Below are 25,371 nucleotides of genomic sequence, written 5' to 3' on the forward strand. Positions count from 1 at the left end.
GTGGCCCAGCACACCAAGAAGCCCCCAGCCCACGAGAATCAGCAGGTGGGGGGCTTACAGCTGGTGGGTTACTTCTTCTTGCCCTGGTTCTTCACTGCCTCGATCGCCGCCTGCGCCGCGTCCGGGTCCAGGTACGTGCCGCCCGGCTTCAGCGGGTGGAAGTCGGCGTCCAGTTCGTAGGCGAGCGGAATGCCGGTCGGGATGTTGAGGCCCGTGATGTCCTCGTCGGAGATGCCGTCCAGGTGCTTGACCAGGCCGCGCAGGCTGTTGCCGTGCGCCGCGACCAGGACGGTCCTGCCGTTGAGGAGGTCGGGGACGATGCCGTCGTACCAGTACGGCAGCATGCGCTCGACGACGTCCTTGAGGCACTCCGTGCGCGGGCGCAGCTCGCTCGGGATCGTCGCGTAGCGCGGGTCGTCGGACTGCGAGAAGTCGGCGCCGTCCTTCAGTACGGGCGGCGGGGTGTCGTACGAGCGGCGCCAGAGCATGAACTGCTCCTCGCCGAACTCGGCGAGCGTCTGCGCCTTGTCCTTGCCCTGGAGGGCGCCGTAGTGGCGTTCGTTCAGGCGCCAGGAGCGGTGGACCGGGATCCAGTGGCGGTCCGCGGCTTCCAGTCCGAGCTGGGCGGTGCGGATCGCGCGCTTCTGGAGGGAGGTGTGTACGACGTCGGGAAGCAGGCCGGCGTCCTTGAGCAGCTCACCGCCGCGGACCGCCTCCTTCTCGCCCTTGTCGGTGAGGTCTACGTCCACCCAGCCGGTGAACAGGTTCTTCGCGTTCCATTCGCTCTCGCCGTGGCGGAGGAGGATCAGCTTGTACGGTGCGTCGGCCATGAGTCCGAGCGTAATCGAACCCGTGCGGCCCGCGCGCGCCCGGCCACAGGACGGACAGCGGCCGGATGAGGGGGGCGGGGCAGGGGGAGCAACGAGGGCGCGGCGGAGGGCGGGGGAGGAGCCGGAGTCGGGGGTGGCGGAGGGCTCCGATTGACGGGGGGCGTCAATCCACTGGCGGACGGCAAAGCCGGCTTCGTAACATGCGGAGCGCTGTCGGGCCACTTACGGCCCGAGCCGGTTCCGTACGTCCCCGGGGGGAAATCCGCATGTCTGTCGACGGTCTCAGAAGGGCAGCACGCGAGACGGTCGCCGGTCTCCCCAGGGAGTTCTGGTGGTTGTGGACGAGCACCCTCATCAACCGCCTCGGGGCGTTCGTCGCCACCTTCATGACGCTCTATCTGACCCTGGAGGGCGGATACTCCGCCTCGTACGTCGGTCTCGTCGTGGCCCTCCACGGGCTGGGCGGTGTCGTCTCCTCGCTCGGCGCCGGGGTGATGACGGACCGGCTGGGACGCCGGCCCACCATGCTGATCGCCCAGGTGTCCACCGCCCTGTCCGTGGCGGTGCTCGGCTTCATGGTCAACCCGGTGGCCATCGCCGTCGTCGCGTTCCTCGTCGGTATGGCGAGCAACGCCTCCCGGCCCGCCGTGCAGGCGATGATGGCCGACATCGTCCCGGCGAAGGACCGCGTGCGGGCGTTCTCCCTGAACTACTGGGCCATCAACCTCGGCTTCGCGGTCTCGTCGATCGCCGCCGGGTTCATCGCCGAGTACAGCTACCTCGCCGGGTTCATCGGTGAGGCACTGATGACGCTGGCCTGCGCCGTACTCGTCTTCGTCAAGGTCCCGGAGTCCCGTCCGGAGAGGGCACCCGTCGCACCTGGCGAGAAGGCCGCCGCCCAGGACGGTGTCCGGCTGTCCACCGTGCTGCGCGACGGCCGCTTCATGAGCGTCGTCGGGCTGTCGTTCGTGCTCGCGCTCGTCTTCCAGCAGGGGTCGGTCGGGCTGCCCCTCGCCATGGGCGCGCAGGGATTCTCCCCCTCGGACTTCGGAACCGTGATCTTCGTGAACGGTCTGCTGATCGTGGCGCTCCAGATCCCGGTCACGCGCTTCATCCAGCACCGCGACCCGCGCAAGCTGCTCGTCGTCTCGGCACTGCTCGCGGGGTACGGATTCGGGCTGACCGCGTTCGCGGGATCGATCGCCCTGTACGCGCTGACGGTCTGCGTCTGGACCCTCGCCGAGATCGTCAACGCGCCGACCCAGACCGGCCTGGTGGTCCAGCTGTCACCGGCCCAGGGGCGTGGGCGCTACCAGGGCATGTACACGATGTCCTGGTCGGCGGCGGCCCTGGTCGCCCCGCTGATGTCCGGTTTCGTGATCGACCGGTACGGCGCCGGGTGGCTCTGGGGAATCTGCGCCGCACTGGGCACGGTCGCGGCGGCGGGTTACTGGCTGCTGACGCGGAACCTGCCGCAGGACCAGAACGAGAAGCAGGACCAGAACCAGGACAAGATCAAGGTCCAGGCGCAGGAGAACGAGCAGGCGCAGGAGTACGGGGTGGGCGAGGTGGCGGTCGTGGAGAGCGGGGTCCTCACGCCGGTCGCCGCCGTGGTGCGGACCGATGGCGCGGGCACGGAGGCCGGGCGGGCCGCCGGCTGACGCCGGGAACGCCGACGGCGCCCCGCGACGGAGACGTCCGTCGCGGGGCGCCACCGTGCACGCAGCTCAGCCGGAGCAGCCACCGCACTGACACGGGGCGCCCGACTGGCAGCCGCACCCACAGCCCGACCCGCAACCGCACGCGGCGAGCACGGCAAGGTGCACCACTTCGGTCGGTGCCTCCGGCTGGGGTTCGTTGACGGGGGAATCGGCCATGCTTCCTCCTCAGGGCGGACGCGCTCACGAGGGCGTACGGACATGGTCTGCCGCGCCCATCCCATTGGATGCCCACGCCTGCGGGCGCATCAACGGCGCACACACGCAGAACACGTGTACGACCGCGCCTCGCCCTGAGTGCACCGGCCCCGGCGCGCGGGGAGCGCAGGCGGCGCGTTCACGGTGTGCGCGCCGGCGCGGGAGCCCTACGCGCTCTCCACCGGACCCGGGGCCGCGGCCTGGAGGTCGTCGGCGTGCTCGCCGGTGACGAGGTAGACGACCCGCTTGGCCACCGACACCGCGTGGTCGGCGAAACGCTCGTAGTAGCGGCCGAGCAGCGTCACGTCGACGGCGGTCTCGATGCCGTGCTTCCAGCGGTCGTCCATCAGGTGCTGGAACAGCGTGCGGTGCAGCAGGTCCATCTCGTCGTCGTCCTGCTCCAGCTGGAGCGCCAGGTCGACGTCCTTCGTGATGATGACCTCGGCGGCCTTCGCCATCAGGCGCTGGGCCAGCTGGCCCATCTCCAGGATCGTCGCGTGCAGGTCGTGCGGCACCACGGACTGCGGGAAACGCAGCCGGGCGAGCTTGGCGACATGCTGTGCGAGGTCGCCCGAGCGCTCCAGATCGGCGCTCATCCGCAGCGAGGTCACGACGATCCGCAGATCGGTCGCCACGGGCTGCTGCCGGGCGAGGAGCGCGATGGCGCGTGCCTCCAGCTCGTGCTGGAGGTCGTCGACCCTCTGGTCCGCGGCGATGACGCTCTCCGCGAGCTTGAGGTCGGCGTCGAGCATGGAGGCAGTCGCCCGCCCGATCGCGGAGCCGACGAGCCGGGCCATCTCGACCAGGCCCTCGCCGATCGAATCGAGTTCCTCGTGGTAAGCGTCGCGCATGGAAAGTCCCTCTCCGGTTTCCTAACTGAGGCCGGGGTCTTTCGGGCCGACCCCCACGCTCCCACGGTGCGGGTGGAACGCGTCGGGTTGCGACCGCAGAAGTGAACCAGCACTTGCCCCTCGGTGAACTCTGGGCGACGAGTGTTCGAGATGGCACTCGGATGGCTGGGAGAGAGTCGCCGACCCCGCATAACCTTGAAGCATGGACGTGAACGCGGCGGTCGCCGCAGCTGCCGCGATCGCCGGGTTGTTGACCGGTGTGATCGCCATGCTGGCGTTCCGCTGGAGCGAGCGCGAACAGAGCAGGCCCACGCGTACGTCCCTGCGGCCCGACAGCAACGCGGCACTGCCCCCCGGAGTGGACACCGTCCTCTCCGTACTCAGCTCGTCCGCCGTCGTGCTCGACGAGAGCGACAGCGTCGTCAAGGCCAGCTCCGCCGCGTACGCGCTGGGCCTGGTGCGCGGCGGCCGGCTCTCCGTCGACGCCATGCTCCACATGGCCAGGGACACCCGCAGGGACGGCGAGATACGCCAGGTGGAACTGGACCTCCCACGGCGCGGTACGGGCCGTGGCGAGGCGCTCGCCGTCTCCGCCCGGGTCGCTCCGCTGGGCTCCCGGCTGGTGCTCCTGCTGGTCGAGGACCTCACCGAGGCCCGCCGCATCGAGGCGGTACGACGCGACTTCGTCGCCAACGTCAGCCATGAGCTCAAGACCCCGACCGGCGCGCTCTCCCTGCTCTCCGAGGCGGTCATGGACGCCTCGGACGATCCTGAGGCGGTGGAGCGGTTCGCCGGGCGCATGCAGATCGAGGCGACCCGCCTCACCAACCTCGTACAGGAGCTGATCGACCTCTCCCGGGTGCAGAACGACGACCCGCTGGAGGACGCCGAACCCGTCCGGGTGGAGGAACTGGTCGCCGAGGCCATCGACCGCTGCCGGCAGCAGGCCGGCTCCAAGCAGATCACCATGGCCTCCGGCGGCACCGCGGAGCTCTTCATATGGGGGAACCGCGGTCAGCTCGCCGCCGCTCTCGGCAATCTCGTCGAGAACGCCGTCAACTACAGTCCCGCCCGCACGCGCGTCGGGATCGCCGCCCGCCGCATCGTGGCACCCGGCGGGGATCTGATCGAGATAGCCGTGACCGACCAGGGCATCGGCATCTCCGAGAAGGACCGCGAACGGGTCTTCGAGCGGTTCTACCGCGTCGATCCGGCCCGGTCGCGGGCCACCGGTGGCACCGGTCTCGGCCTCGCCATCGTCAAGCACGTGGCCGCCTCGCACGGCGGGGAGGTCACGGTATGGAGCTCCGAGGGCCAGGGCTCCACCTTCACTCTGCGGCTGCCCGAATCGGGTGTCGTACGGGAACACACCACCGGCCGGCCGCTTATCGTCAACGGCGACGACGAGGCACCGTTCGAGACCGCATCCTTTGAACCATTCCCTGCCCCGGAGGCTCTTCCGTGACCCGAGTGCTTGTCGTCGAGGATGAGGAATCCTTCAGCGACGCCCTGTCCTACATGCTTCGCAAGGAAGGCTTCGAGGTCGCCATCGCGGCGACCGGCCCCGACGGACTCGACGAGTTCGAGCGCAACGGCGCCGACCTCGTGCTGCTGGACCTGATGCTGCCGGGACTGCCCGGCACCGAGGTCTGCCGCCAGCTCCGCGTCCGGTCCAACGTCCCGGTGATCATGGTCACCGCCAAGGACAGCGAGATCGACAAGGTCGTCGGGCTGGAGATAGGAGCCGACGACTACGTGACCAAGCCCTTCTCCTCGCGGGAGCTGGTCGCCCGCATCCGCGCGGTCCTGCGCCGCCGCGGTGAGCCGGAGGAGGTCGCCCCGGCCGCCCTTGAGGCGGGTCCGGTGCGGATGGACGTGGACCGCCACGTGGTCACCGTCTCGGGCGGCAAGGTCGACCTGCCGCTGAAGGAGTTCGACCTGCTGGAGATGCTGTTGCGCAACGCGGGCCGCGTGCTGACCCGCATGCAGCTGATCGACCGGGTGTGGGGCGCGGACTACGTCGGCGACACCAAGACCCTGGACGTCCACGTCAAGCGGCTCCGCGCCAAGATCGAGCCGGACCCGGGGGCGCCGCGCTACCTGGTGACGGTGCGCGGCCTGGGCTACAAGTTCGAGCCGTAAACCGGCAGCTGACGAGTCGGATACGCGGAAGGGGCGCCTCCCGGCTGGAGGCGCCCCTTCCGCGTATCCGTACGCGGGTTCAGTGCCCCGACGCCCCGGAGCTCTCCCCGGCGTGCGACCCGGCCTCCGGGCTCGCCGAACCGGTCGCGGTCCCCGTCGGCGTACCGGAGGGGGACCCCGAGGACGACCGGGCGGGCGAGGGCTTCGCCTGCCCGGGCAGCGAGCCGGGGCCGAAGCCCTCGAAGAAGCTCGTCGCCGGGACGACGGTGGCGCCGAGCTCGACGTCACCGGTCTCGCTGAACTTGAAGACGACCGGCTGCACGTCACCGTTGCGAGCGGCCTCGTGGCCCTTCTCGATCACGGCGGCGGCGTTGCCCTTCCCGCCGAGCATGACCGAGCCGCCTGCCGGTACGACGACCGGTCCCTTGCCCTTGGCGGCGCGCAGCTTCACCGGGGTGTCGCTGCCCGGCAGCGTGACGGCCTCGAGGACCTCACGCTTGGTGCCGTTGTTGAACAGCAGGGCGGAGACGACGGCGGGACCTTCGGTGCCGTGCTCCGGCTGCGTGATGACGTTCACGTTCTGGATCTTGATGCCGTCGACGGCAGTGGCTGCGTTGTCCGGCCTGACCTGGAGCGTCTGTGCGTCGTTGCCCGCGCTGCACGCGGACATCGAGGCGATCGAGAACACGATGGCAGTGGCGGCGAGGGCGCCGTGTCGAAGGCTGCGGCTCACGGCGGCGGCTACTCCTTGAACGATCGGACTGCGGAAGCGTACTCGGACTCTGCGGACGCGCGTGGCGAGCGCTGTGAAGCCGCCCCGAGCGTTGTCAGCGAGCTCAGGTTACCGAGCCGCGCACCCCGCCCCGCACCCGACCCGCCCCCTATGGCACCCGGGGTCGGGCCGGCGGCCCGCGCGTGCGCCGATTCAGGCCCCGTCCGGATAACGCCGGTGATCAATTTCCGGGCGCGGCTCATTCCGCGCACATAATCCTCACGGTGGCCGACCGGTGATCAATTTCATTGACCATCGACCTGATACGCCCGTACGAGTGATCGATCTCCGAACGGCGTACGGAAACTCCACCATCCTGAATCCGGCAAAACGGGACGTTCGGCACCTTCGTCACGGGTTCTGACAGGTGTGACGCTCATGTTTCACCCCGGCCGCACAGCCGCTCCGACCTGCGAATACCGCGTTCCGGAAGCCTTCCGCAGCACGATCCTGTTGCTGTTGTCAAGCCCCGAGATATGCCCTGACCTGCGAAAACGCCATTCAGGAGAAGCTGTTCTCGTGTTACTCTGGATAGCCACGGAAGGGGTACCTGTCACATGACGTTCAAGGTTGGCGACACCGTGGTCTATCCCCATCACGGGGCCGCGCTGATCGAGGCTATTGAGACTCGTCAGATCAAAGGCGTGGACAAGACCTACTTGGTGCTCAAGGTCGCCCAGGGTGACTTGACGGTTCGTGTACCGGCGGACAACGCGGAGTTCGTCGGAGTGCGCGACGTGGTCGGGCAAGAGGGACTGGACCGGGTCTTCGAGGTGCTTCGCGCACCGTACGCAGAAGAGCCGACGAACTGGTCCCGGCGGTACAAGGCAAATCTGGAGAAGCTCGCCTCCGGCGATGTCATCAAGGTCGCGGAAGTGGTTCGCGACCTGTGGCGTCGGGAGCGCGAGCGCGGTCTCTCCGCAGGTGAAAAGCGCATGCTTGCCAAGGCCCGCCAGATTCTGGTGAGCGAGCTCGCTCTCGCGGAGAACACGAACGAAGACAAGGCCGAGGCCCTGCTCGACGAGGTCCTCGCGTCCTGAACCGGATCGCACCGGTCATATGAATGTGCCGTGGTGCCCGCTGACCAGCCGTATTCGCGCTGTGTCACCGGGCGCTGCGGCATGTTCAGCTCCCCTCAGGGAGCCTTTCATCAGCCGTTCTTCAACAGCTCAATTCAGCCATGCGCGCGCCCTGAGCGGCCGGTGAGGCTTGTCCGACCGGGGGTCACGGAAGGGGCCCGGTCGAGTCAAGCGTCCCGCCCGGCTCGCTGGGGCCATACCCATGTGGGCCGTGGAAACAAACCTGCCGACGCTTCGGAGTGCAACCGATGTCACCGATGTCACCGACGCCTGACCAACCGCGCCCTCCCCGCACCGCCGCGGTGATCCCCGCCGCCGGCCGGGGCGTGCGTCTGGGGCCGGGTGCGCCCAAGGCGCTCCGGGCCCTGAGCGGGACCCCGATGCTGATCCACGCGGTCCGGGCCATGGCGGCGTCCCGCGCCGTCAGCCTGGTCGTCGTGGTGGCGCCCCCGGACGGCGCGCCCGAGGTGAAGAACCTTCTCGACGAACACTCCCTGCCCGAGCGCACGGACTATCTGGTCGTGCCCGGCGGCGGGACCCGCCAGCAGTCGGTGCGGCTCGGCCTCGACGCGCTGCCCGCCGACATCTCCGTCGTCCTGGTCCACGACGCGGCCCGCCCGCTGGTGCCGGTGGACACCGTGGACGCGGTGGTCGAGGCCGTACGCGACGGGGCGCCCGCCGTCGTACCGGCCCTGCCGCTCGCCGACACCGTCAAGGAGGTCGAGCCCGGAACCCCCGGCGAGCCGGAACCCGTGCTCGCCACTCCCGTACGCGCCCGGCTGCGTGCCGTGCAGACCCCGCAGGGCTTCGACCGCGACACGCTGGTCCGCGCCCACGCGGCCTTCGCCCTCGACGGCGAGGGAGCCACCGACGACGCGGGCATGGTGGAGCAGCTCGGAGCGCCGGTCGTGGTCGTACCCGGGCACGAGGAGGCGTTCAAGGTGACCCGGCCGCTCGACCTGCTGCTGGCCGAAGCGGTCCTCGCGCGCCGGAGGGCGAACGATGCGTTCTGAGGTGCCGCCCGTTCCGGTGATCCCCCTGGTCGGGATCGGAACCGACATCCACGCGTTCGAAGAGGGCCGCGAGCTGTGGTGCGCGGGACTGCTGTGGGAGGGCGAGGGGCCGGGGCTGGCCGGCCACTCCGACGCGGACGTGGTCGCGCACGCCGCCTGCAACGCCCTGTTCTCGGCCGCCGGCCTCGGCGACCTGGGCCGGCACTTCGGCACGGGGCGCCCCGAGTGGTCGGGCGCCTCGGGCGTCACGCTGCTCACCGAGGCGGCGCGGATCGTGCGGTCATCGGGGTACGAGATCGGCAACGTGGCCGTACAGGTCGTCGGCGTACGCCCGAAGATCGGCAAGCGCCGCGAGGAGGCCCAGGAGATCCTGGCCGCCGCGGTGGGCGCCCCGGTCTCCCTCTCCGCCGCCACCTCGGACGGTCTCGGCTTCACGGGCCGCGGCGAGGGTCTCGCGGGCATCGCGACGGCCCTGGTCTACCGGGTCACGCCGCCCCCCGCGCACGCCTGACCGGGAATGGTCCTGGCGGGAGAACCCCGCGGAGGGTCCCCGCCAGGGTGACGGACAGAGACCCAAGTCCGTATGCGTACCCGCCGGACGCGGGTGGCCCGGGGAAACCACTCCGGCGGGGCCCCGGACCATCCCGGACGGGCAGCGGGGCACCGGGGCGCCCCGGCCCAGGCCGTCCGCCGCGTGAGGACGCAGTCGGCGCCCGGGGACCGGGCGTCACGAGAACCCCCGCCGAGGACACGCGCACTGGTGCGGGCCCACTACCCTTGAGGGGTGACTATTCGCCTGCATGACACCAGCGCCCGGAAGATCCGTGACTTCGTCCCGCTCACAGCGGGCTGCGTCTCGATCTACCTCTGTGGCGCGACTGTCCAGGCCGCCCCGCACATCGGGCACATCCGGTCGGGTCTGAACTTCGACATCATGCGCCGCTGGTTCGAATACCGCGGCTACGACGTCACGTTCGTCCGGAACGTCACCGACATCGACGACAAGATCATCAACAAGTCGGCCGAACAGGGCCGCCCCTGGTGGTCGATCGGGTACGAGAACGAGCGCGCGTTCAACAACGGCTACGACGCCCTCGGCTGCCTCCCGCCCACCTACGAGCCCCGCGCCACCGGCCACGTCACCGAGATGGTCGAGATGATGCGCGGTCTCATCGAGCGCGGCCACGCCTACGAGTCCGACGGCAACGTCTACTTCGACGTGCGCTCGTTCCCCGGCTACCTGGAGCTCTCCAACCAGGAGCTGGACGATCTGCGCCAGCCGTCCGGCGAGGGCGAGACCGGCAAGCGGGACCAGCGCGACTTCGCCATGTGGAAGTCCGTCAAGCCCGGGGAGCCCAGCTGGGAGACGCCGTGGGGCCGCGGCCGCCCCGGCTGGCACCTGGAGTGCTCCGCCATGGCGCACAAGTACCTCGGCACCGCCTTCGACATCCACGGCGGCGGCATCGACCTGATCTTCCCGCACCACGAGAACGAGATCGCGCAGGCCAAGGCGTACGGCGACACGTTCGCGAAGTACTGGGTGCACAACGGCTGGGTCACCATGTCCGGCGAGAAGATGTCCAAGTCGCTCGGCAACTCCGTGCTGGTCAGCGAGATGGTCAAGGCGTGGCGCCCCATCGTGCTGCGCTACTACCTCGGCACCCCGCACTACCGCTCGATGATCGAGTACAGCGAGGAGGCCCTGCGCGAGGCGGAGTCCGCGTTCGCGCGGATCGAGGGCTTCGTGCAGCGCGTCACGGAGAAGGCGGGGGAGACGGTCGAGCCCGCCCCCGAGGTGCCGCCCGCGTTCGCCGAGGCGATGGACGACGACCTGGGCGTCCCGCAGGCGCTCGCGATCGTCCACACCACGGTCCGCCAGGGCAACTCCGCACTCGCCGCCGACGACAAGGAAGCCGCGGTGGCCCGCCTCGCCGAGGTACGTGCCATGCTCGGAGTCCTCGGCCTCGACCCGCTCGACCCGCACTGGGCGGGCGAGAGCGACCGCGGCGAGGATCTGCACGGCGTCGTCGACACTCTCGTACGCCTCGTCCTGGATCAGCGCCAGTCGGCACGCGACCGCAAGGACTGGGCCGCCGCCGACGCGATCCGCGACCAGCTCAACCAGTCCGGACTCGCCATCGAGGACGGCCCCAGCGGTCCCCGGTGGACGCTCGGGCCGCGCTAGCAAGCCACTGGGCACCGGTCTGACCGGCGCAAATGTGCCGCCCGGCGTTCCGGGCGGCACACTTTCACTTGAAGACATATTTCTGAAGCAACGAAACAGGTAGGTCATGGCCGGGAACAGCCAGCGCAAGAACCGCCGCACGTCCAACAAGAAGGGCATGCAGGTCGGCAGCGGTGGTCAGCGACGCCGTGGTCTCGAAGGCAGGGGACCGACGCCGCCCGCCGAGGCACGTAAGAAGCACAAGAAGAACCGCATCGCGACCGCCAAGGCCAAGCAGGCCGCGGTCCGCCGGCCGGCTCCCCGCCGCGGCGGCGCCAAGGGCGCGTCGGAGATGGTCGTCGGCCGCAACTCCGTGTTCGAGGCCCTGCGCGACGGCGTACCCGCGACGACCCTGTACGTCCAGCAGTACATCGACAACGACGAGCGGGTGCGCGAGGCGCTCCAGCTCGCCGGCGCGCGCGGCAACATCAACCTGATGGAGGCCCCGCGCCCCGAGCTCGACCGGATGACGAACGGCCTGAACCACCAGGGCCTCGTCCTCCAGGTCCCGCCGTACGAGTACGCGCACCCGGAGGACCTGACCACCGCCGCGTACGACAACGGCGAGGACCCCCTGATCGTCGCCCTCGACGGCGTCACCGACCCGCGCAACCTGGGTGCGATCGTCCGTTCCGTGTCCGCGTTCGGCGGCCACGGCGTGGTCGTGCCGGAGCGCCGCGCGGCCGGGATGACGGCCGGTGCCTGGAAGTCCTCCGCCGGTACGGCCGCCCGTACCCCGGTCTCCCGTGTCACCAACCTGACGCGGGCCCTGGAGAGCTACCAGAAGGCCGGGATCACGGTGGTGGGCCTGGCGGCCGACGGCGAGCACACCGTGGAGGACCTGGAGGCCCTCGCGGGTCCGGTCGTCATCGTGATCGGCAGCGAGGGCAAGGGTCTGGGCCGGCTCGTCGGCGAGACCTGCGACTACCGTGTGCGGATCTCCATGCCGGGCGGCGCCGAGTCGCTGAACGCCGGTGTCGCCGCGGGCATCGTGCTGTACGAGGTGGCGCGCCGCCGGGCGTGACCGCCCCGGGGCCCGGCCGGGCGGGGCACCTCAGGGAGCCTCGCCCGCCACCCCCGCCAGCCGCGCCCGCATCAGCGCGGCGATCGTGAACGCGTCGGTGATCCGGCCGTCGCCCACCATCGCCTCCGCCTCCGCGAACGGCACGGTGAGGCACCGGCGGATGCCCTCCGCCTTGTCCAGCGGGCCCGTACCGCTGATCCGTGCGGCGAACAACGACACGCGGTGGCTGGACAAACCCGTGTCGGGGTGCACCTCGCCGAGCGGGATCACCTCGTCCGGCACGGCGCCGATCTCCTCCCGGAGCTCCTTCGCCGCGTTCTCCTCGTCGGACAGCCCGGCCGTGCCGAAGCCGCGCGGCACCTCCCAGTGCCACGAGCGCGTGGAGTGCCGGAAGTGCTCGATGAGCACCACGTCGCCGTCCAGCAGGGGGAGCACCGCGCAGCCCTGCTCGGGGGTGGGACTCAGCGAGCGGATGTACGTCCCCCGTGAACCGTCGGGGAAGCGCACGGGATCGCGTACGAGCAGCATGTACGCGTCCTGGTGGAGCACACCGCCCGCCGCCGCGACCGCCGCGGGGTCGGTCAGGATCTCGATGCCGCCGGGTTCGTTGCGGAACAGTTCGGGGCGCTCCGCGCGCAGCTTCTCGTACCGCTGGTTGCTCATGGGTCGGTGCTCCTCGTGAACGCTCCGCCGCCCGCTCCTACGGCGACTGCTGATCGGCCTGGCGCCTGGGCGGCTGTGTGCCCGTCTCCTCGATCCGTCCTCCGTACGCCTTGAGGATCTTCGCCCAGTCCCTCTTTACACTGCCCAGTTGCAGCGAAGGCAATGTCAGGGAGTGCCCGAGTCCGCTGCGGGCCCCGTTGCCGCCACGGTCGAAGAACTCCAGCCGCATGCTGAGCGCTCCGGCGAACACCGTCGCCATCTGGAGCGATCCGGCGAGCAGCGACACCTCTTCGCCGGCCGTCACCTGAAGCGCGATGCCGGTGGATTCCAGGACCAGCGCCACCTTCATCTCACGCTGGAAGCCCCGCCCGCCCCCGCTCACCTTGCGTGCCGCCCGCAGCATGCCGCGGTGCAGCCGGGCGACGTCCGAGGTGCCCGAGCGGAACTCCTCCGGCGCGGGAATCCGGCCGTCGCGGAAGCTGCCGAGGACGAAGGCGTCCAGGGAGTTCACATAGGAGTGCCACTCCTCCGTGGTGCGCAGCCGCGTGATGTCCGCGAGGGACAGCGACCCGTAGGAGTTGGGCCCGTCCACCGCGCGGTGCAGGGCGTCGGCGAACAGGTCCCGCAGGAGGAGGCCGATCGTCTCGGGGTCGGTCTCCTGCGGGAGGATGTCGTCGCCGAGTTCCTGGAGGGCCGCCCGGGGCGGCGAGCCCGGCGGAGTCAGCGCCGTGATCCTGCTGACCTTCGGGATGCCCACGTTGTACAGCAGATCGATCAACTGCTTGGCGGGCACGATGTGCCCGCCCTCCCGCAGGAGCCCGTGCCGCACCTCGGTGCCGGGCCGGGACAGGAACTCCTGGTAGACCGTCTCGCGGGTGATCGGTGTGTACAGGTCCTGCCGGACCGCCCAGGCGGCGAGGTCGGTGAGGATGCCCTCCTTCATGGCGCGGGCCTGTTTGACGGGGATGTTCAACTGCTTGGCCAGCGGGCCCGCCTCAAGCCGCTGGAGGGTGGGCAGCTGGCTGGAGAAGAACCGGCTGACCCCTTGCGTGGCCGCCCGGTTGGCGTCGTCGTCCCAGTCGAAGCGGGCCAGTGCGGGCTCCGCCTCGTCGGCGAGCAGCCGCCCCAGGCGCGGTGCACCTGTTCGTCGTACGTCCAGGCGAACCGTGCGGCCGGGTCGCGTTCGGTGTACAGGAAGGGGACGAGCGCCTGTTCGTTCAGCAGGCGTACGAACGCCTGGCGCTCGGCGGGTTCGGCGTCCGGCAGGTAGTTGGCGTACACGGCCTCGTTGTTGAGGAGGTACGCCCGGTTCACGATCAGCGTGCCGCTGTTCACCAGGGCGCGCCGCAGTTCCGCGGCGGCGGCGGCCACCTCGTCGGGGGTGCGGCCGGGCGGGGCGCCGGCCCGCTGCCGGGCCGGCGCGAGGTCTCCGGGCAGCCACTGGTTGTCCAGGGCCTGCGCCATCACCGGGTACCGGGTGAGGTCCTTGAGAGTCAGCAACTGTCCGGTCATGCATGCCTGCCCGTGTGAGAACTGGACGGTCCACCAGCGCTAGTTGACGTACGGAAGCCGGACGAAGGTTCCCGGGGACCCGAAGTTGGCCGGATCTTGACGGGTCTCGGACACTTCGGGCGTGTCAAGGCAGTGTCCTAAACAGACATCACTCGGTTAGATGAGTGTGGACACCAGAACGCCTCGGTTCGACGAACAACCCGCCCTGAGCATGACCAAGGTGGACTGCGACCCCGCCCAGGTCATCGTCAACCACGCCAGCTTCCGGGTGCATCTCGCCCCGGGCCAGCGTGCTCGGCTGCTCGGTGGCGCCGCCGACACGGCCCGGATTCCCGCCATGAGCGGTGCCGCGGGCCGTCGCCGGAGGGCGCCCGTCGTCTGGAGCGGCCGGTCCGAGCCGGGTGACCCCGGCGCCGGCGGCCTCCTCCAGGCCGTACGCAACTCCACCGCGGGCCAGCTGGAGAGAGGGCTCGGCACCGAGCTCCCGGACGGTCGCGCGGCAGGCGCGACGCAGGTCATCCCGCGGCTCGAAGAGACGCAGCCCAATCCCCTGCTCACCGCCCCCCACCAGCAGGAACGGACCGGCGCCGGCCCCCTGCTGCCCCCGATGCGCAAGGCCGTCGGCGCGTACGACGCGGGCGCGGACGACGCGGATGCGGACGACGGGTCCGACGACGACACCCTCGCCGCCCGTGAACGGCGCCACGGCAACGACCCCGTACGGCACGCCTACTACCCGGGCCGCCGGATGAACCTCGGGGTCGTCCTGCTCCCGATGCGCGTCTTCCTCGGCTTCATCACCATCTACGCGGGCATGGGCAAGCTCTCCGACCCCGTCTACTTCGAGGGCGGCGACCGGGGCTCCATGGTCAAGTGGCTCACCTCGCTGCACCCGTGGGCCCTCGCCGAACCCCTCCGCGACTTCGCGCTCTCCCACCCGGTCGGAGCCGGCCTCACGGTCGCCTTCCTCCAGGTCGTCGTCGGGGTACTGACCGTTTTCGGCCTCTGGCAGCGGGTGGCCGCCTCGGTGGGGGCGCTGCTCTCCGCGGCTCTCCTGGTCACGGTCAGCTGGCGCACCGTCGCCGCCTACGACGCGCCCGACATCATCTACCTGGCCGCCTGGAGCCCGTTGATCATCGCGGGCGCCCCCGTCTACTCCGTCGACGGGCGGCTCGCCGGGGAGGCGTGGCGCAAGCTCGGCCCGCGGTCCTCGATCTGGGAGCTGCGCGGGCGTGTGCTGCGTCGCGGCACGGTCATCGCCACGGTCGTCGTCGGCCTGACCCTGCTGGTCGGCTCCCTGCTGGGCGGCGCGGTCCGCTCCAGCGAGGTGGTGACCGTACCGGGTCCGCACGACCACCCGACGAACCAGCTTCCCGGCTCCCCGCTTCCCCGGGAGTCCACCGGCAAGCGCCAGGCGTCCCGCACCCCGGAGGAGCGGCAGCCCGCGCCCTCCAGTTCCAGGGCCCCCACGGCGCCCTCGGCGGAGCGGACCGCGCCGGGTGCGGGGACCGTCCGTGAGACCGGTCGGACCGCGGCCGGTGCCGGGCAGCCCAGCCGGACGCAGGGAGCCACGCAGGAGCAGCAGCAGGCGCCTCCGCGGCAGACCACCCCGCAGGAGCAGCCCCCGACGACCAGTGCCGGACCGACGTCATCCGGCTCAACCGGTTCGGGGGGCTCGACGGGCGGTACGGACGGTGGCGGCACCACCGGCGGGACCACCGGCGGAGGCGGAGGCGGTGGCGGTGGCGGCGGCGCCCGCAATCCGATCGGCGGCCTGCTCGGCTGAGTCGGGCGGCCGGAGACGGACACGTGTGAGGGGCGGTCACCGGACATCCGGTGACCGCCCCTCACACGTGCGCGCGTACGCACCCGTGGTGACCGCTACGGGCCTGTGTGCGCCCCGAGCTCCCTGGCCGCCTCGGTGAGGTCCTTCGCGGTGTCGATCGCCCGCCAGTAGGCCCCGTGCGGCAGCGGGTACCCGGCGAGGCGGCGCTCGCGGGCCAGACCGGGGAAGGTCGTCCGCTCGTGATCGCCCCGCTCGGGCAGCAGTGTGGTGAACGTGGGCGAGAAGACGTACACACCGGCGTTGATCAGATACGGCGAGGGCGGCGACTCGATGAAGTCGGTGATGTGTCCGAACGCGTCCGTCTCCACGGCGCCCCACGGGATGCGGGGGCGGGCGAGGGCCAGGGTTGCGGTGGCGTCGCGCTCGGCGTGGAAGGCGGCCATCTCGCGCAGCGAGAAGCGGGTCCAGATGTCGCCGTTGGAGGCGTACCAGGGCTGGTCCGGCTCGGGCAGCCGGGCGGCGGCGTATCTGAGGCCACCGCCGCGCCCCAGCGGCTCGGGTTCGACGACCGTCGTGACGTTCAGGGGGAGTACGGCGGAGGCGAGCCAGTCCTGGAGCACCTCGGCGAGATGGCCGCACGAGACCACGGCGTCCGTGACGCCCTCGGCGGCCAGCCAGGACAGCTGATGGCCGATGATCGGGGTCCCGGTTCCCGGGATCTCGACCATCGGCTTGGGGCGGTCGTCGGTGTACGGGCGCAGTCGCGTGCCCTGGCCACCTGCCAGGATCACGGCCTGTGTCGGATAAGTTTGCATGCGAGGCACGATATGCCGCGCCCGCGTGTCGGCGGTCAGCTGAACTGGGCGACGCCCGAGGCGAACGAGGTGTCGCAGACCGGGCGGGAGAAGCGGTGGGCGCGCGTCGGGCCGTACTGCTCGACCGCGGCCTTGCCCAGCGCCCTGGCGATGGACATGCAGTGGCGGGCGAGAGAGGGGCGGGCCTCGACGGTGCGCTGGAGGCTCGTCAACGCCACGGCCGGGTCCTTCTCCTGGAGCTCCAGGAGCAGCTTGTCGCGCAGGATGTCCTGGGGGGTGCGGGGCTTGGCGGGCTGCTTGGACACGGTCTCCGATGCCGCGGTCAGCAGCTGGGACTCGGGGTTGGCCGCCGCCCACGGCACGCGGGTCACCGCGAGGGTCCCGGAGAGGACCATGACGACGGGCAGGACGAGAGCGAGAGTTCGGCCGATGCGGCGCGCGGTGTGGTTCACGCAGGCGAGCGTAGCGGTCAGTGATGATTTGGAGACATTTCGTCACTCTTGCGGGGGAGGGTTCGAGGAGTCTCTTCGAATTCCAGGTTGACGGCCGCGGGTGAAATGCCGCGTGTGCCGCGGTATTTGCCGCGGCCGGGAACGAAACCCCAAACCTGGGGTGTCACGCGAACGGCCCCGCACCCGGGCGATGCGGGGATGCGGGGCCGTTCGCGTGGCACGGCGACGTCGGTGGTGGCCAGACGTCAGTCGTTCGGGTGATGTCAGTCGGTGAGGCGCTCGCCGGTCGAGGTCGCGAAGACGTGCAGCTCCTCCGGGCGCGGCACGACGTGCAGCTCGGTGCCCTTCTCCGGGACGGCACGGCCGCCGACGCGGACGACCAGGTCCTTGACCTCGCTGCCGACGCGGGAGGAGCCGTAGACGAAGCCGTCGGCGCCGAGCTCCTCGACGACGTTGACCGAGACGGCGAGGCCGGCCGGGGCGTCGGACGAGTCCTTGGAGAGCGTCGTCGCGGCGGCGCCGCCGTGCTCGACGATGTCGAAGTGCTCGGGGCGGATGCCGACCGTGACGGTCGTGTCGCCGCGGTCAGCGGCGGCGGTGAGGGCCGCACGGGAGACCGGGACGACGCTGTTGCCGAACTTGACGCCGCCGTCGGTGATCGGGACCTCGATCAGGTTCATCGCGGGGGAGCCGATGAAGCCGGCGACGAAGAGGTTCGCCGGGCGGTCGTACATGTTGCGCGGCGAGTCGACCTGCTGGAGCAGACCGTCCTTGAGGACCGCGACCCGGTCGCCCATGGTGAGGGCCTCGACCTGGTCGTGGGTGACGTACACCGTGGTGATGCCCAGGCGCCGCTGGAGCGACGCGATCTGCGTACGGGTGGAGACACGGAGCTTGGCGTCGAGGTTCGAGAGCGGCTCGTCCATGAGGAAGACCTGCGGCTCACGCACGATCGCACGGCCCATCGCCACACGCTGGCGCTGACCACCGGAGAGCGCCTTCGGCTTGCGGTCGAGGTACTCGGAGAGGTCGAGCATCTTGGCGGCCTCTTCGACCTTCGCCCGGATCTCGGTCTTGTTCACACCGGCGATCTTGAGCGCGAAGCCCATGTTGTCCGCGACGGACATGTGCGGGTAGAGCGCGTAGTTCTGGAACACCATGGCGATGTCCCGGTCCTTCGGCGGCAGGTGCGTGACGTCGCGGTCACCGATGCGGATCGCGCCGCCGTTGACGTCCTCAAGACCCGCGAGCATGCGCAGGGAGGTCGACTTGCCGCAACCGGAGGGACCGACGAGGACGAGGAACTCGCCGTCCTCGATGTCGATCTCGAGCTGGTCCACCGCGGGCTTCGTGGAGCCGGGGTAGACGCGGGACGCCTTGTCGAACGTGACACTGGCCATGGGGGTACTTCTCCTCAACCGGCAGGAACGTGCCGGACGATCCGAGTATGGGAGTGGTCTGGTCCACCGGAGTGAACCTGCCGCGACGCTACCTGGCCATCTCGAATCTGTCAGTAGTCCAGAACACTCGAATATGCCGCGCGGTCCACGCCGGGACGCGCGCGGTCCTCGCCGGGACGTTGGATACACTGCTCCGGCAATGCCTCCTTAGCTCAGCTGGCCAGAGCAACGCACTTGTAATGCGTAGGTCGTCGGTTCGAATCCGACAGGGGGCTCCAGCCAGGTCCCAGCTCAGATGCGCTCTGAGCTGGGACTTCGTGGTTTCCGGGATGCCGGAGGGCGTGGCGGTCGTCCGGTCCGGTCCTGTCCGACTGTTCCGGTCCGGTCCGGTCCGGTCCGGTCCGGCCGGGTCGGGGTGCGGGCGTCGGGTCGGGCGCGGTGTCCGTCGGCGGGGCTTCGACGCGGCCGGCTGTGAGGGTGGCGGGGCGGTGTCGTTCCGGCCGGGAGGTGGCATCTGAATCGGCCTTGGTCACTCCGCGGTTCGGCGTGCCGGCCGTTGGTGCCTTGCGGGGGCGCGGGGTGGCAAGAGCAGTTTTCAGCCGAATTATCGCTTGGTCTTTGATCATGAGTCGAAGGCGTGCTTGGATGAAGAGAGAGTTCAGCGGGGCCGGTATTCACGTGTGGTGCGGCGCACATTCTGACGACAATTCAGGGCGATGTCCGTAGAGGTCGTTCAACCGGTCGTCAAGGCCGTCGGGGGATTGAACAGTGGCAGTGAAAAAACGTTTCGCCAAAAGGTTCTGGGGTATGGGCACGGCCGGGTTGGTCTGTCTCCTCGCCGTGTCGACGACTGGTTGTTCGTCGGCCGATCCGGGCTCGGCGGGAAATGCCGGAGAACGTACTGCCCCCCTGACGAAGAGCGAAGACCTGCATCTCCCCATAGAGAAATACCTGTTCTCGAATGCGGAGACGGTCCGCCTCGAAAAAGGCCGCTTCGCGCTCATCGGGAAATGCCTGCGGCGCCTGGGGCTGGGCCACGGCATCGAATCGCCCGGCCCCGCGCCCGGCCCTCGCAATGTCATGGAGCGCCGGTACGGGATATCGGACCTGGGCGAAGCGAAGGTCAACGGATACCGGCTCGGCGACACCGGGACCCCGCCTCCGCGCTCCCTCGCGGCTCAGCTGGACTCGCTGAGCGGCGCGGAGAAGACGCAGCTCACGAGCGCCCTGCATGGGGAAGCCGATCCCGCCTCCGCGGGCCAGGGCGGACTCCGGGTCAACGGTGTGCCGGTTCCGGTGGGTGGCTGCGCCGGTGAGGCGACGGGAAGAATCGCCGGGGGGACCACCGGCCACACGGGGCCGAGCGAGGTGGCTCGGAGGACCAATTTCGAGAGCTTCGACGCCTCCCGGTCCGACGCGCGCGTCGTGCGGGCGCTCGGTTCCTGGTCCCGGTGCATGAAGGAGAAGGGGTACGCGTATCCCGACCCGCTGGCCGCGATGAGTGACCCCGCGTTCCAAGGGAAATCACCCACCCCGAAAGAACGCGATGTGGCCCAGGCCGATATCCGCTGCAAGCGGAGTACGAACCTCATCGGTATCTGGTTCGATGTCGAGGCCGCCTTGCAGAAGAGCATGATCGAGAAAAAGGGTCCGGACTTCTCGGCAGCGCTCAAGGCGAAGAATGGCCAACTCGCGAGGGCTGCTTCCGCTCTCGGTGACCGTTGACGGGCCGGCGGGCGCCAGGCGCCCTGCCGCGTCGGCGTGTAGCGAAATCCGTGACCGTAGCCCGTACCCGGGAATTTACCTGTCGGGCGGTCAGTGCACCGACACCTGAACTCTCTCACTCAATTCCGTGTGTGGAGAAGAGTGGGAGCACCGGCGCTAAGGGGCACCCTTTGCGCTCAGCCGTTCGTAGTAGCGAGATGACGGAGTAATTTCTGTGAACCGTATTCTTTCTTCGGTCGCCGCGGCGCTCGGAGCCGCACTGCTCGTCCCGGCCCTGGCCACCTCCGCTCAGGCGGCCACCTGCTCGTCGGGGACCTTCTGCCTCTACTACAACTCGGGCCTCGGCGGCTCGCGCCTCACGCTGAACAACAGTGTCAGTGACCTCGCCGGCTACAAGTTCACGACCGACGGGGCGGGGGAGGGTCAGTACGTGAAGAACAACGCCGCCTCCGCGTGGAACAAGACGCTCTGTCCGGTGACGGTGTACTTCCGCTCCAACTACGGCGGCCCGTGGGACTCCTTCGGCTACAACCAGTCCGGAAACCTGGTGAACACCTACAACGAGAACGCGTCCGTGGAGTTCGCCCGCACCTCCTGCGGCTGAGCTCGCTGTGACGGGTCCCTCGGACGATCCGGCCGACTCCCTCACCTACGCCCCGGCCGGTGCGACGCGTCCGGGGGATGCGCGGTGGGTGACGCGGGTCCCGGGGTACCGGCGGTACGAGCGGTCCGTGGTCATCGGGCGTGGGGACGACGACTGGCGTGCCGCGTCCGATGCCGTGCTGCGCTGGGGATCAAGCGCCGCAGCGGTTTCCGTGTGACGCCGCTGGGGGACGCCGGGGAGCGGGTCTCGGAAGGGTCCGCTTACCGGATCACCGCGGCGTACGGTCCCCTGGCCGTGCACGAGCCGGTGCTGGTCGTCGCCGTCGTCGACACACCTGAGCGGTGCGGGTTCGCGTACGGCACGCTGCCCGGCCACCCGGTCTCCGGCGAGGAGGCGTTCGTGGTGAGCCGGGCTCCGGACGGCCGGGTCGTCCTGACCCTGCGGTCGTTGACGAACCGGGCGCCCGGGGGTGTGTGGCGGCACCTGTTCCCGCTGCTGCTGGTGGCCCAGCGCGTCTACCGCGCTCGCTACCGGCGCGCGCTCCGGCGCTGATCTCAGTGTCTGCCCGCCAGCCGGTCCGCCGCCTTCGCCAGCGGGTCCGTGCCGAGGCCGGGGGAGGCCGTCTCGCGGCGGTCCGCCGCGCGGTAGGCCGCGTACATCGCGTGGACGCCGAGCCAGCGGAAGGGTTCCGGCTCCCAGCGCCTGACCTTGTGGTTCACCCACGGCAGGGCCGTCAGGTCGGTGGGTCCCGCCTGGCCGGAGTCCTGCTGGATCAGGTCGCGCAGGGTGCGGGCGGCGAGGTTGGCCGTGGCCACGCCCGAGCCGACGTACCCGCCCGCCCAGCCGAGGCCGGTGGTGCGGTCCAGCGTGACCGTGGCGCACCAGTCGCGCGGGACGCCGAGGACCCCCGACCACGCGTGGTCGATCCGGGAGCCGGCGGTGGTGGGGAAGAAGCGGACGAGCAGATCACGCAGAGCCTCGATGGTGGCCGGCTGGGTGCGCCCGTCGTTGTCGGTGGCGGAGCCGAAGCGGTACGGGACGCCGCGGCCACCGATGGCGATGCGGTCGTCGGCGGTGCGCTGGGCGTACATGTAGGCGTGGGCCATGTCCCCGAGGGTCTCGCGGCCTTCCCAGCCGATGGTGTCCCACACCCGCTCGGGGAGCGGTTCCGTGACGATCATGGAGGAGTTCATCGGGAGCCAGGTGCGCTTCTGGCCCTTGAGGCCGGCGGTGAATCCCTCGGTGCAGCGCAGGACGTAGGGGGCGCGGACCGTGCCGTACGGGGTGACGGCGTGCTTGGGCCTGATCTCGGTGACCGGGGTCGACTCGTGGATCGTGACGCCGAGGGCCTCCACGGTGTCGGCGAGGCCCTTGACCAGTTTCGCCGGGTGCAGCCGGGCGCCGTGGGGGGACCAGGACGAGCCGACGGCTCCGGTGATCCTGATGCGCTCGGCCGTCTCGCGGGCACCGCGCAGGACGCGGTCCGTCTCGCCGAAGGCGGTCTCGACGGAGTGGAACGCCTTCAGCCGGGCCAGTTGGGCGGGGGTGTACGCGACTTCGAGGACACCGCCCCGGTGGATGTCGGCGTCGATGTGCTCCTCGGCGGCCACCCGGACGACCTCGTCGACGGTGCCGTTCATCGCCTGCTGGAGGCGGACGGCGGCGTCGTGGCCGTGCAGCTCGGCGTAGCGGCCGCGGCCGGCGATGCCGTTGTAGAGCCAGCCGCCGTTGCGCCCGGAGGCGCCGTAACCGCAGAACTTGGCTTCCAGGACGGTGATGTTGAGGAAGGGGACGGCCTTCTTCAGGTAGTACGCCGTCCAGAGTCCGGTGTACCCGCCGCCGACGATGCAGACGTCGGCGCTCGCGTCGCCCGGCAGTGGTTCGCGGGGGGCGGGGGTGCCCTCCTGCGCGTACCAGAACGCTATGCCGCCGTTGACGGTACTGACGGTGCTCATGTCTCCCCTGCTTGTCCGGTTGTCCGGTTGTCCGGTGTTCGGCCGAGCTTCTGTGGCGGGACGTTACTGCGCCGGGGCCCGTTCCGTCCCGGCCCTGAGGAGACCTCGTACCAGGAGGTAGCAGGTGAGGCCGGTCAGTACGGCGGTGAAGAGCCCCAGCTCGGCGTGAGGGCGCGCGGCCGGATGGTCTCGGTGCACCGGGGAGTGACGCACGGTCCTAGGATCGACGGCGTGATCGACGTCCCGGATGAGCTGATCGCCACTCTGTCCGCGCACGGGGGTGCGCCCGGGCGTGCGTTCGCCGCCGCGCTGCCCGGGCTCGCCGGGCGGTTCCTCGACACCTGGGAGCTGCGCCGGGACGGCGACGTCATGTACGGGGTGTGCGCACTGGTGCTCCCGGTGGTGCGGGAGGCGGACGGGCGGCGGGCCGCGCTGAAGCTCCAGGCGCGGGACGAGGAGACGGCCGGGGAACCGGTGGCGCTGCGGGCGTGGGCCGCGGCGGGTGCGGGGGCCGTGGTGCTGCTGGACCACGACGCGGAGACCGGCACCATGCTGCTGGAACGGCTGGACGAGCGGCGGCCGTTGTCTGCGATGGCCGACGAGCGGGAGGCGGTGCGGGTCCTCGCGGCACTGCTGGCGCGGCTGACGGCCGTACCGGCCCCTGCGGACATGCGCGGACTGGGCGACGCGGCGTCCCGGATGCTCGGCGAGGCACCCGGGGCGGTGGCGGCACTGGCGGACGAGGGGGAGCGGCGGCTGCTGGAGGACTGCGCGGCCGCGGTACGGGAGGTGGCGGGCGAACCGGGGGACCGGCTGCTCCACTGGGACCTGCACTTCGACAACGTCCTGGCGGGCCGAGCGGAGGAGGGCCGGGCGGGGGAGTGGTTCGCCCTGGACCCGAAGCCCCTGGCCGGGGACCCGGGGTTCGACCTCCTTCCCGCGCTGGTCAACCGGTTCGACGCCGGAGAGGTGCGGTGGCGCTTCGACGTGCTGACGGAGGCGCTGGGCATGGCGCGCGACCGCGACCGGGCGCGGGCCTGGACCTTGGGGCGCATCCTGCAGAACGCCCTGTGGGGCGTGCGGGAGGGCGGGTCGCGGATGGCACCCCAGCAGGTCGTCATCGGCTGCCTGCTCCTCGGCCGCGACGCGGGCGTGTGAGTCCCGTGACGCGTGCGGAGGAGTTCCGCGACGCGTGCGTATGGGTGTTCGGAGGCGAGTGTCTACGCTGCCCCCATGATTCGTACCGCGACTCCCGCCGATGTCCCCGCCATCCACGCCATGGTCCGTGAGCTGGCCGACTACGAGAAGGCCCTCGACGAGGCCAACGCCACCGAGGAGCAGCTGCGCGAGGCACTGTTCGGTGAGCGGCCCGCCGCCTACGCGCACATCGCCGTGTCCGACGAGGACGGCGAGGTCGTCGGCTTCGCCCTGTGGTTCCTCAACTTCTCGACCTGGCGGGGCGTGCACGGTATCTACCTGGAGGACCTCTACGTACGCCCGGAGCGGCGCGGGGGCGGCCACGGGAAGGCGCTGCTCACGGAGTTGGCGCGGATCTGTACGGAGCGCGGTTACGGGCGGCTGGAGTGGTCGGTCCTCGACTGGAACGCACCGTCCATCGCCTTCTACGAGTCCCTGGGCGCCCGGCCGCAGGAGGAGTGGACGGTGTACCGGCTGACGGACGGCGCGCTGGAGGAGCTCGCCGGGAAGTGATGGGGTGGGCCGGGCCGGTTCCGGGCGGGATGGGGTGACCACCTCGCGGCCCGGGACCGTCGGGTTCTCGGCTGCCGCGCCCCGGTCTCCGACCTCATGGGCACTTGAGGTCAACCCCTCGCTGCGGCGCCTGCGCCGGGGCGTTGTCAGTGGGGCACGTCACGATGGGGGCATGGCAGGAACCACCAGCAGGGGCGGCAGGGGCAGTAGCAGAGGCGGCAGGGACACGGGCGGCAAGGACACCGTCGCGGTTGCGCGGCGCGCGGAGGTCCGGCTGCCACCCCTCGTCGCGTACGACGGGGAGGGGCTGGAGCCGGACGGGGACTACGACAGCGTGCGCTTCGAGGCGGTGGACCTCGCCGACCAGTCGGGTCCCGGCGCCCGCTTCATGGACTGCGCGCTGGACGGCTGCGCCCTGGACCGTACGGAGCTCACGAGAGCGCGGTTCATCGACTCGGTGCTGACGGGGGTACGGGGCGTGGGCACCGGCCTCGCGGGGCGTCGCTGCGCGATGTGGAGATCGTGGACGCCCGGCTGGGCGGCGTGCAGTTGCACGGTGCGGTGCTGGAGCGGGTGCTGGTGCGCGGCGGGAAGGTCGACTACCTCAATCTGCGGAAGGCGCGGCTCAAGGACGTGGTGTTCGAGGGCTGTGTGCTGTCCGAGCCGGACTTCGGGGGCGCCCATCTGGTGCGGGTGGAGTTCCGGGACTGCGTGCTGAGGCGGGCCGACTTCAGTGCCGTACGGATGGAGTCGGTGGACCTGCGGACGGTCGCCGAGCTGGACATCGCGCGGGGCGTGGAGCGGTTGGCGGGGGCGGTGATCAGTCCGTCGCAGCTGATGGAGCTGGCCCCGGCGTTCGCGGCGCAGATCGGGGTGCGGGTGGAGGCGTGACGGGGTG

The 25,371-nt window shown here is 70.6% G+C and carries 24 protein-coding genes, 1 tRNA gene and 2 pseudogenes; 16 read left to right on the top strand and 11 right to left on the bottom strand.

Annotation, left to right across the window (positions count from 1 at the left end):
* Positions 1–68 precede the first annotated feature (68 nt).
* Positions 69–830, bottom strand: a complete 762-nt coding sequence (locus Sfulv_RS15980; RefSeq protein ID WP_173314487.1) for a phosphoglyceromutase — start codon at positions 828–830, stop codon at positions 69–71.
* Between the two features lie 266 nt (positions 831–1,096).
* Here Sfulv_RS15980 and Sfulv_RS15985 point away from each other — a divergent pair, with 266 nt between their 5' ends.
* Complete coding sequence (locus tag Sfulv_RS15985) at positions 1,097–2,491, top strand: MDR family MFS transporter (protein ID WP_173314489.1); 1,395 nt, start codon at positions 1,097–1,099, stop codon at positions 2,489–2,491.
* Between the two features lie 422 nt (positions 2,492–2,913).
* Here Sfulv_RS15985 and phoU read toward each other — a convergent pair whose 3' ends face one another.
* Entirely contained in the window at positions 2,914–3,597 is a 684-nt protein-coding gene (gene phoU / locus Sfulv_RS15990; RefSeq protein ID WP_173314491.1) for a phosphate signaling complex protein PhoU, read from the bottom strand.
* A 202-nt stretch (positions 3,598–3,799) separates the two neighbouring features.
* On the opposite strand from phoU, the gene phoR reads away from it, so the two are divergent.
* Together phoR and phoP are read left to right on the top strand one after the other, a co-directional pair.
* Positions 3,800–5,062, top strand: coding sequence for a two-component system sensor histidine kinase PhoR (phoR, locus tag Sfulv_RS15995; protein WP_173314493.1), 1,263 nt, complete (start codon positions 3,800–3,802; stop codon positions 5,060–5,062).
* Positions 5,059–5,739 carry a two-component system response regulator PhoP gene (gene phoP / locus Sfulv_RS16000; RefSeq protein WP_173314495.1) on the top strand — a complete coding sequence of 227 codons (681 nt, stop codon included), beginning with the start codon at positions 5,059–5,061 and terminating at the stop codon, positions 5,737–5,739. Before phoR ends, phoP begins: the two co-directional genes overlap by 4 nt.
* Before the next feature lie 79 nt (positions 5,740–5,818).
* Here phoP and Sfulv_RS16005 read toward each other — a convergent pair whose 3' ends face one another.
* On the bottom strand, positions 5,819–6,472 hold the full coding sequence (locus tag Sfulv_RS16005) for a DUF461 domain-containing protein (protein WP_173314497.1): 654 nt from the start codon (positions 6,470–6,472) through the stop codon (positions 5,819–5,821).
* 596 nt (positions 6,473–7,068) lie between these two features.
* On the opposite strand from Sfulv_RS16005, the gene Sfulv_RS16010 reads away from it, so the two are divergent.
* From Sfulv_RS16010 to rlmB, 5 genes are all read left to right on the top strand, one after another.
* The gene (locus Sfulv_RS16010) at positions 7,069–7,551 is read left to right on the top strand and encodes a CarD family transcriptional regulator (protein WP_006380568.1); all 483 of its coding nucleotides are present in this window, start codon (positions 7,069–7,071) and stop codon (positions 7,549–7,551) included.
* 287 nt (positions 7,552–7,838) lie between these two features.
* Positions 7,839–8,603, top strand: a complete 765-nt coding sequence (gene ispD, locus Sfulv_RS16015; RefSeq protein ID WP_173314499.1) for a 2-C-methyl-D-erythritol 4-phosphate cytidylyltransferase — start codon at positions 7,839–7,841, stop codon at positions 8,601–8,603.
* A complete protein-coding gene (gene ispF, locus Sfulv_RS16020; RefSeq protein ID WP_173314501.1) occupies positions 8,593–9,114 on the top strand; it encodes a 2-C-methyl-D-erythritol 2,4-cyclodiphosphate synthase in 522 nt (173 codons plus the stop codon). Before ispD ends, ispF begins: the two co-directional genes overlap by 11 nt.
* A gap of 273 nt (positions 9,115–9,387) precedes the next feature.
* Entirely contained in the window at positions 9,388–10,788 is a 1,401-nt protein-coding gene (cysS, locus tag Sfulv_RS16025) for a cysteine--tRNA ligase (protein ID WP_173314503.1), read from the top strand.
* 106 nt (positions 10,789–10,894) lie between these two features.
* A complete protein-coding gene (gene rlmB / locus Sfulv_RS16030; RefSeq protein ID WP_173314505.1) occupies positions 10,895–11,851 on the top strand; it encodes a 23S rRNA (guanosine(2251)-2'-O)-methyltransferase RlmB in 957 nt (318 codons plus the stop codon).
* 30 nt (positions 11,852–11,881) lie between these two features.
* Here rlmB and Sfulv_RS16035 read toward each other — a convergent pair whose 3' ends face one another.
* From Sfulv_RS16035 to Sfulv_RS16045, 3 genes are read right to left on the bottom strand one after another with little or no spacing between them, the layout of a single operon-like run.
* The gene (locus tag Sfulv_RS16035) at positions 11,882–12,514 is read right to left on the bottom strand and encodes an NUDIX hydrolase (protein WP_173314507.1); all 633 of its coding nucleotides are present in this window, start codon (positions 12,512–12,514) and stop codon (positions 11,882–11,884) included.
* A 37-nt stretch (positions 12,515–12,551) separates the two neighbouring features.
* Positions 12,552–13,457, bottom strand: coding sequence for a hypothetical protein (locus tag Sfulv_RS16040; RefSeq protein WP_218578049.1), 906 nt, complete (start codon positions 13,455–13,457; stop codon positions 12,552–12,554).
* A gap of 26 nt (positions 13,458–13,483) precedes the next feature.
* Positions 13,484–14,026, bottom strand: a complete 543-nt coding sequence (locus Sfulv_RS16045; protein ID WP_173314510.1) for a hypothetical protein — start codon at positions 14,024–14,026, stop codon at positions 13,484–13,486.
* Between the two features lie 160 nt (positions 14,027–14,186).
* Here Sfulv_RS16045 and Sfulv_RS16050 point away from each other — a divergent pair, with 160 nt between their 5' ends.
* On the top strand, positions 14,187–15,812 hold the full coding sequence (locus Sfulv_RS16050) for a DoxX family protein (RefSeq protein ID WP_246353138.1): 1,626 nt from the start codon (positions 14,187–14,189) through the stop codon (positions 15,810–15,812).
* Positions 15,813–15,907: 95 nt separating this feature from the next.
* On the opposite strand, the gene Sfulv_RS16055 is transcribed toward Sfulv_RS16050, so the two are convergent.
* From Sfulv_RS16055 to Sfulv_RS16065, 3 genes are all read right to left on the bottom strand, one after another.
* Entirely contained in the window at positions 15,908–16,627 is a 720-nt protein-coding gene (locus tag Sfulv_RS16055; RefSeq protein ID WP_173314512.1) for a nucleotidyltransferase family protein, read from the bottom strand.
* A 35-nt stretch (positions 16,628–16,662) separates the two neighbouring features.
* Positions 16,663–17,079, bottom strand: coding sequence for a hypothetical protein (locus Sfulv_RS16060; RefSeq protein WP_173314514.1), 417 nt, complete (start codon positions 17,077–17,079; stop codon positions 16,663–16,665).
* Between the two features lie 263 nt (positions 17,080–17,342).
* Positions 17,343–18,479 (bottom strand): ABC transporter ATP-binding protein, encoded by a 1,137-nt coding sequence (locus tag Sfulv_RS16065; RefSeq protein ID WP_173314516.1) that lies wholly within the window; start codon positions 18,477–18,479, stop codon positions 17,343–17,345.
* Between the two features lie 201 nt (positions 18,480–18,680).
* On the opposite strand from Sfulv_RS16065, the gene Sfulv_RS16070 reads away from it, so the two are divergent.
* The 4 genes and pseudogenes from Sfulv_RS16070 (at position 18,681) to Sfulv_RS16085 (ending at position 21,360) form a co-directional block, all read left to right on the top strand.
* Positions 18,681–18,757 (top strand) — tRNA-Thr (locus Sfulv_RS16070).
* A gap of 490 nt (positions 18,758–19,247) precedes the next feature.
* Positions 19,248–20,204, top strand: a complete 957-nt coding sequence (locus tag Sfulv_RS16075; protein WP_173314518.1) for a hypothetical protein — start codon at positions 19,248–19,250, stop codon at positions 20,202–20,204.
* A gap of 214 nt (positions 20,205–20,418) precedes the next feature.
* Positions 20,419–20,808, top strand: coding sequence for a peptidase inhibitor family I36 protein (locus Sfulv_RS16080; protein WP_173314520.1), 390 nt, complete (start codon positions 20,419–20,421; stop codon positions 20,806–20,808).
* Between the two features lie 88 nt (positions 20,809–20,896).
* Positions 20,897–21,360: pseudogene (locus Sfulv_RS16085) on the top strand (DUF1990 domain-containing protein).
* Between the two features lie 2 nt (positions 21,361–21,362).
* On the opposite strand, the gene Sfulv_RS16090 reads toward Sfulv_RS16085, so the two are convergent.
* On the bottom strand, positions 21,363–22,763 hold the full coding sequence (locus Sfulv_RS16090; RefSeq protein WP_173314524.1) for an NAD(P)/FAD-dependent oxidoreductase: 1,401 nt from the start codon (positions 22,761–22,763) through the stop codon (positions 21,363–21,365).
* A gap of 63 nt (positions 22,764–22,826) precedes the next feature.
* Complete coding sequence (locus tag Sfulv_RS16095) at positions 22,827–22,976, bottom strand: hypothetical protein (protein WP_173314526.1); 150 nt, start codon at positions 22,974–22,976, stop codon at positions 22,827–22,829.
* Between Sfulv_RS16095 and Sfulv_RS16100 the strand changes: the two genes are divergently transcribed.
* The 3 genes and pseudogenes from Sfulv_RS16100 to Sfulv_RS16110 all read left to right on the top strand — a co-directional run bounded on the left by Sfulv_RS16100 (position 22,947) and on the right by Sfulv_RS16110 (position 25,364).
* Positions 22,947–23,921: an aminoglycoside phosphotransferase family protein gene (locus Sfulv_RS16100; RefSeq protein ID WP_218901248.1), complete on the top strand. Its 975-nt coding sequence runs from the start codon at positions 22,947–22,949 to the stop codon at positions 23,919–23,921. The genes Sfulv_RS16095 and Sfulv_RS16100 overlap by 30 nt on opposite strands.
* A gap of 75 nt (positions 23,922–23,996) precedes the next feature.
* Positions 23,997–24,473 (top strand): GNAT family N-acetyltransferase, encoded by a 477-nt coding sequence (locus Sfulv_RS16105; protein ID WP_173314530.1) that lies wholly within the window; start codon positions 23,997–23,999, stop codon positions 24,471–24,473.
* Between the two features lie 172 nt (positions 24,474–24,645).
* A pseudogene (locus tag Sfulv_RS16110) lies at positions 24,646–25,364 on the top strand (pentapeptide repeat-containing protein).
* Positions 25,365–25,371 lie beyond the last annotated feature (7 nt).

It is taken from the genome of Streptomyces fulvorobeus, assembly GCF_013167895.1.
Classification (GTDB): Bacteria; Actinomycetota; Actinomycetes; order Streptomycetales; family Streptomycetaceae; genus Streptomyces; species Streptomyces fulvorobeus.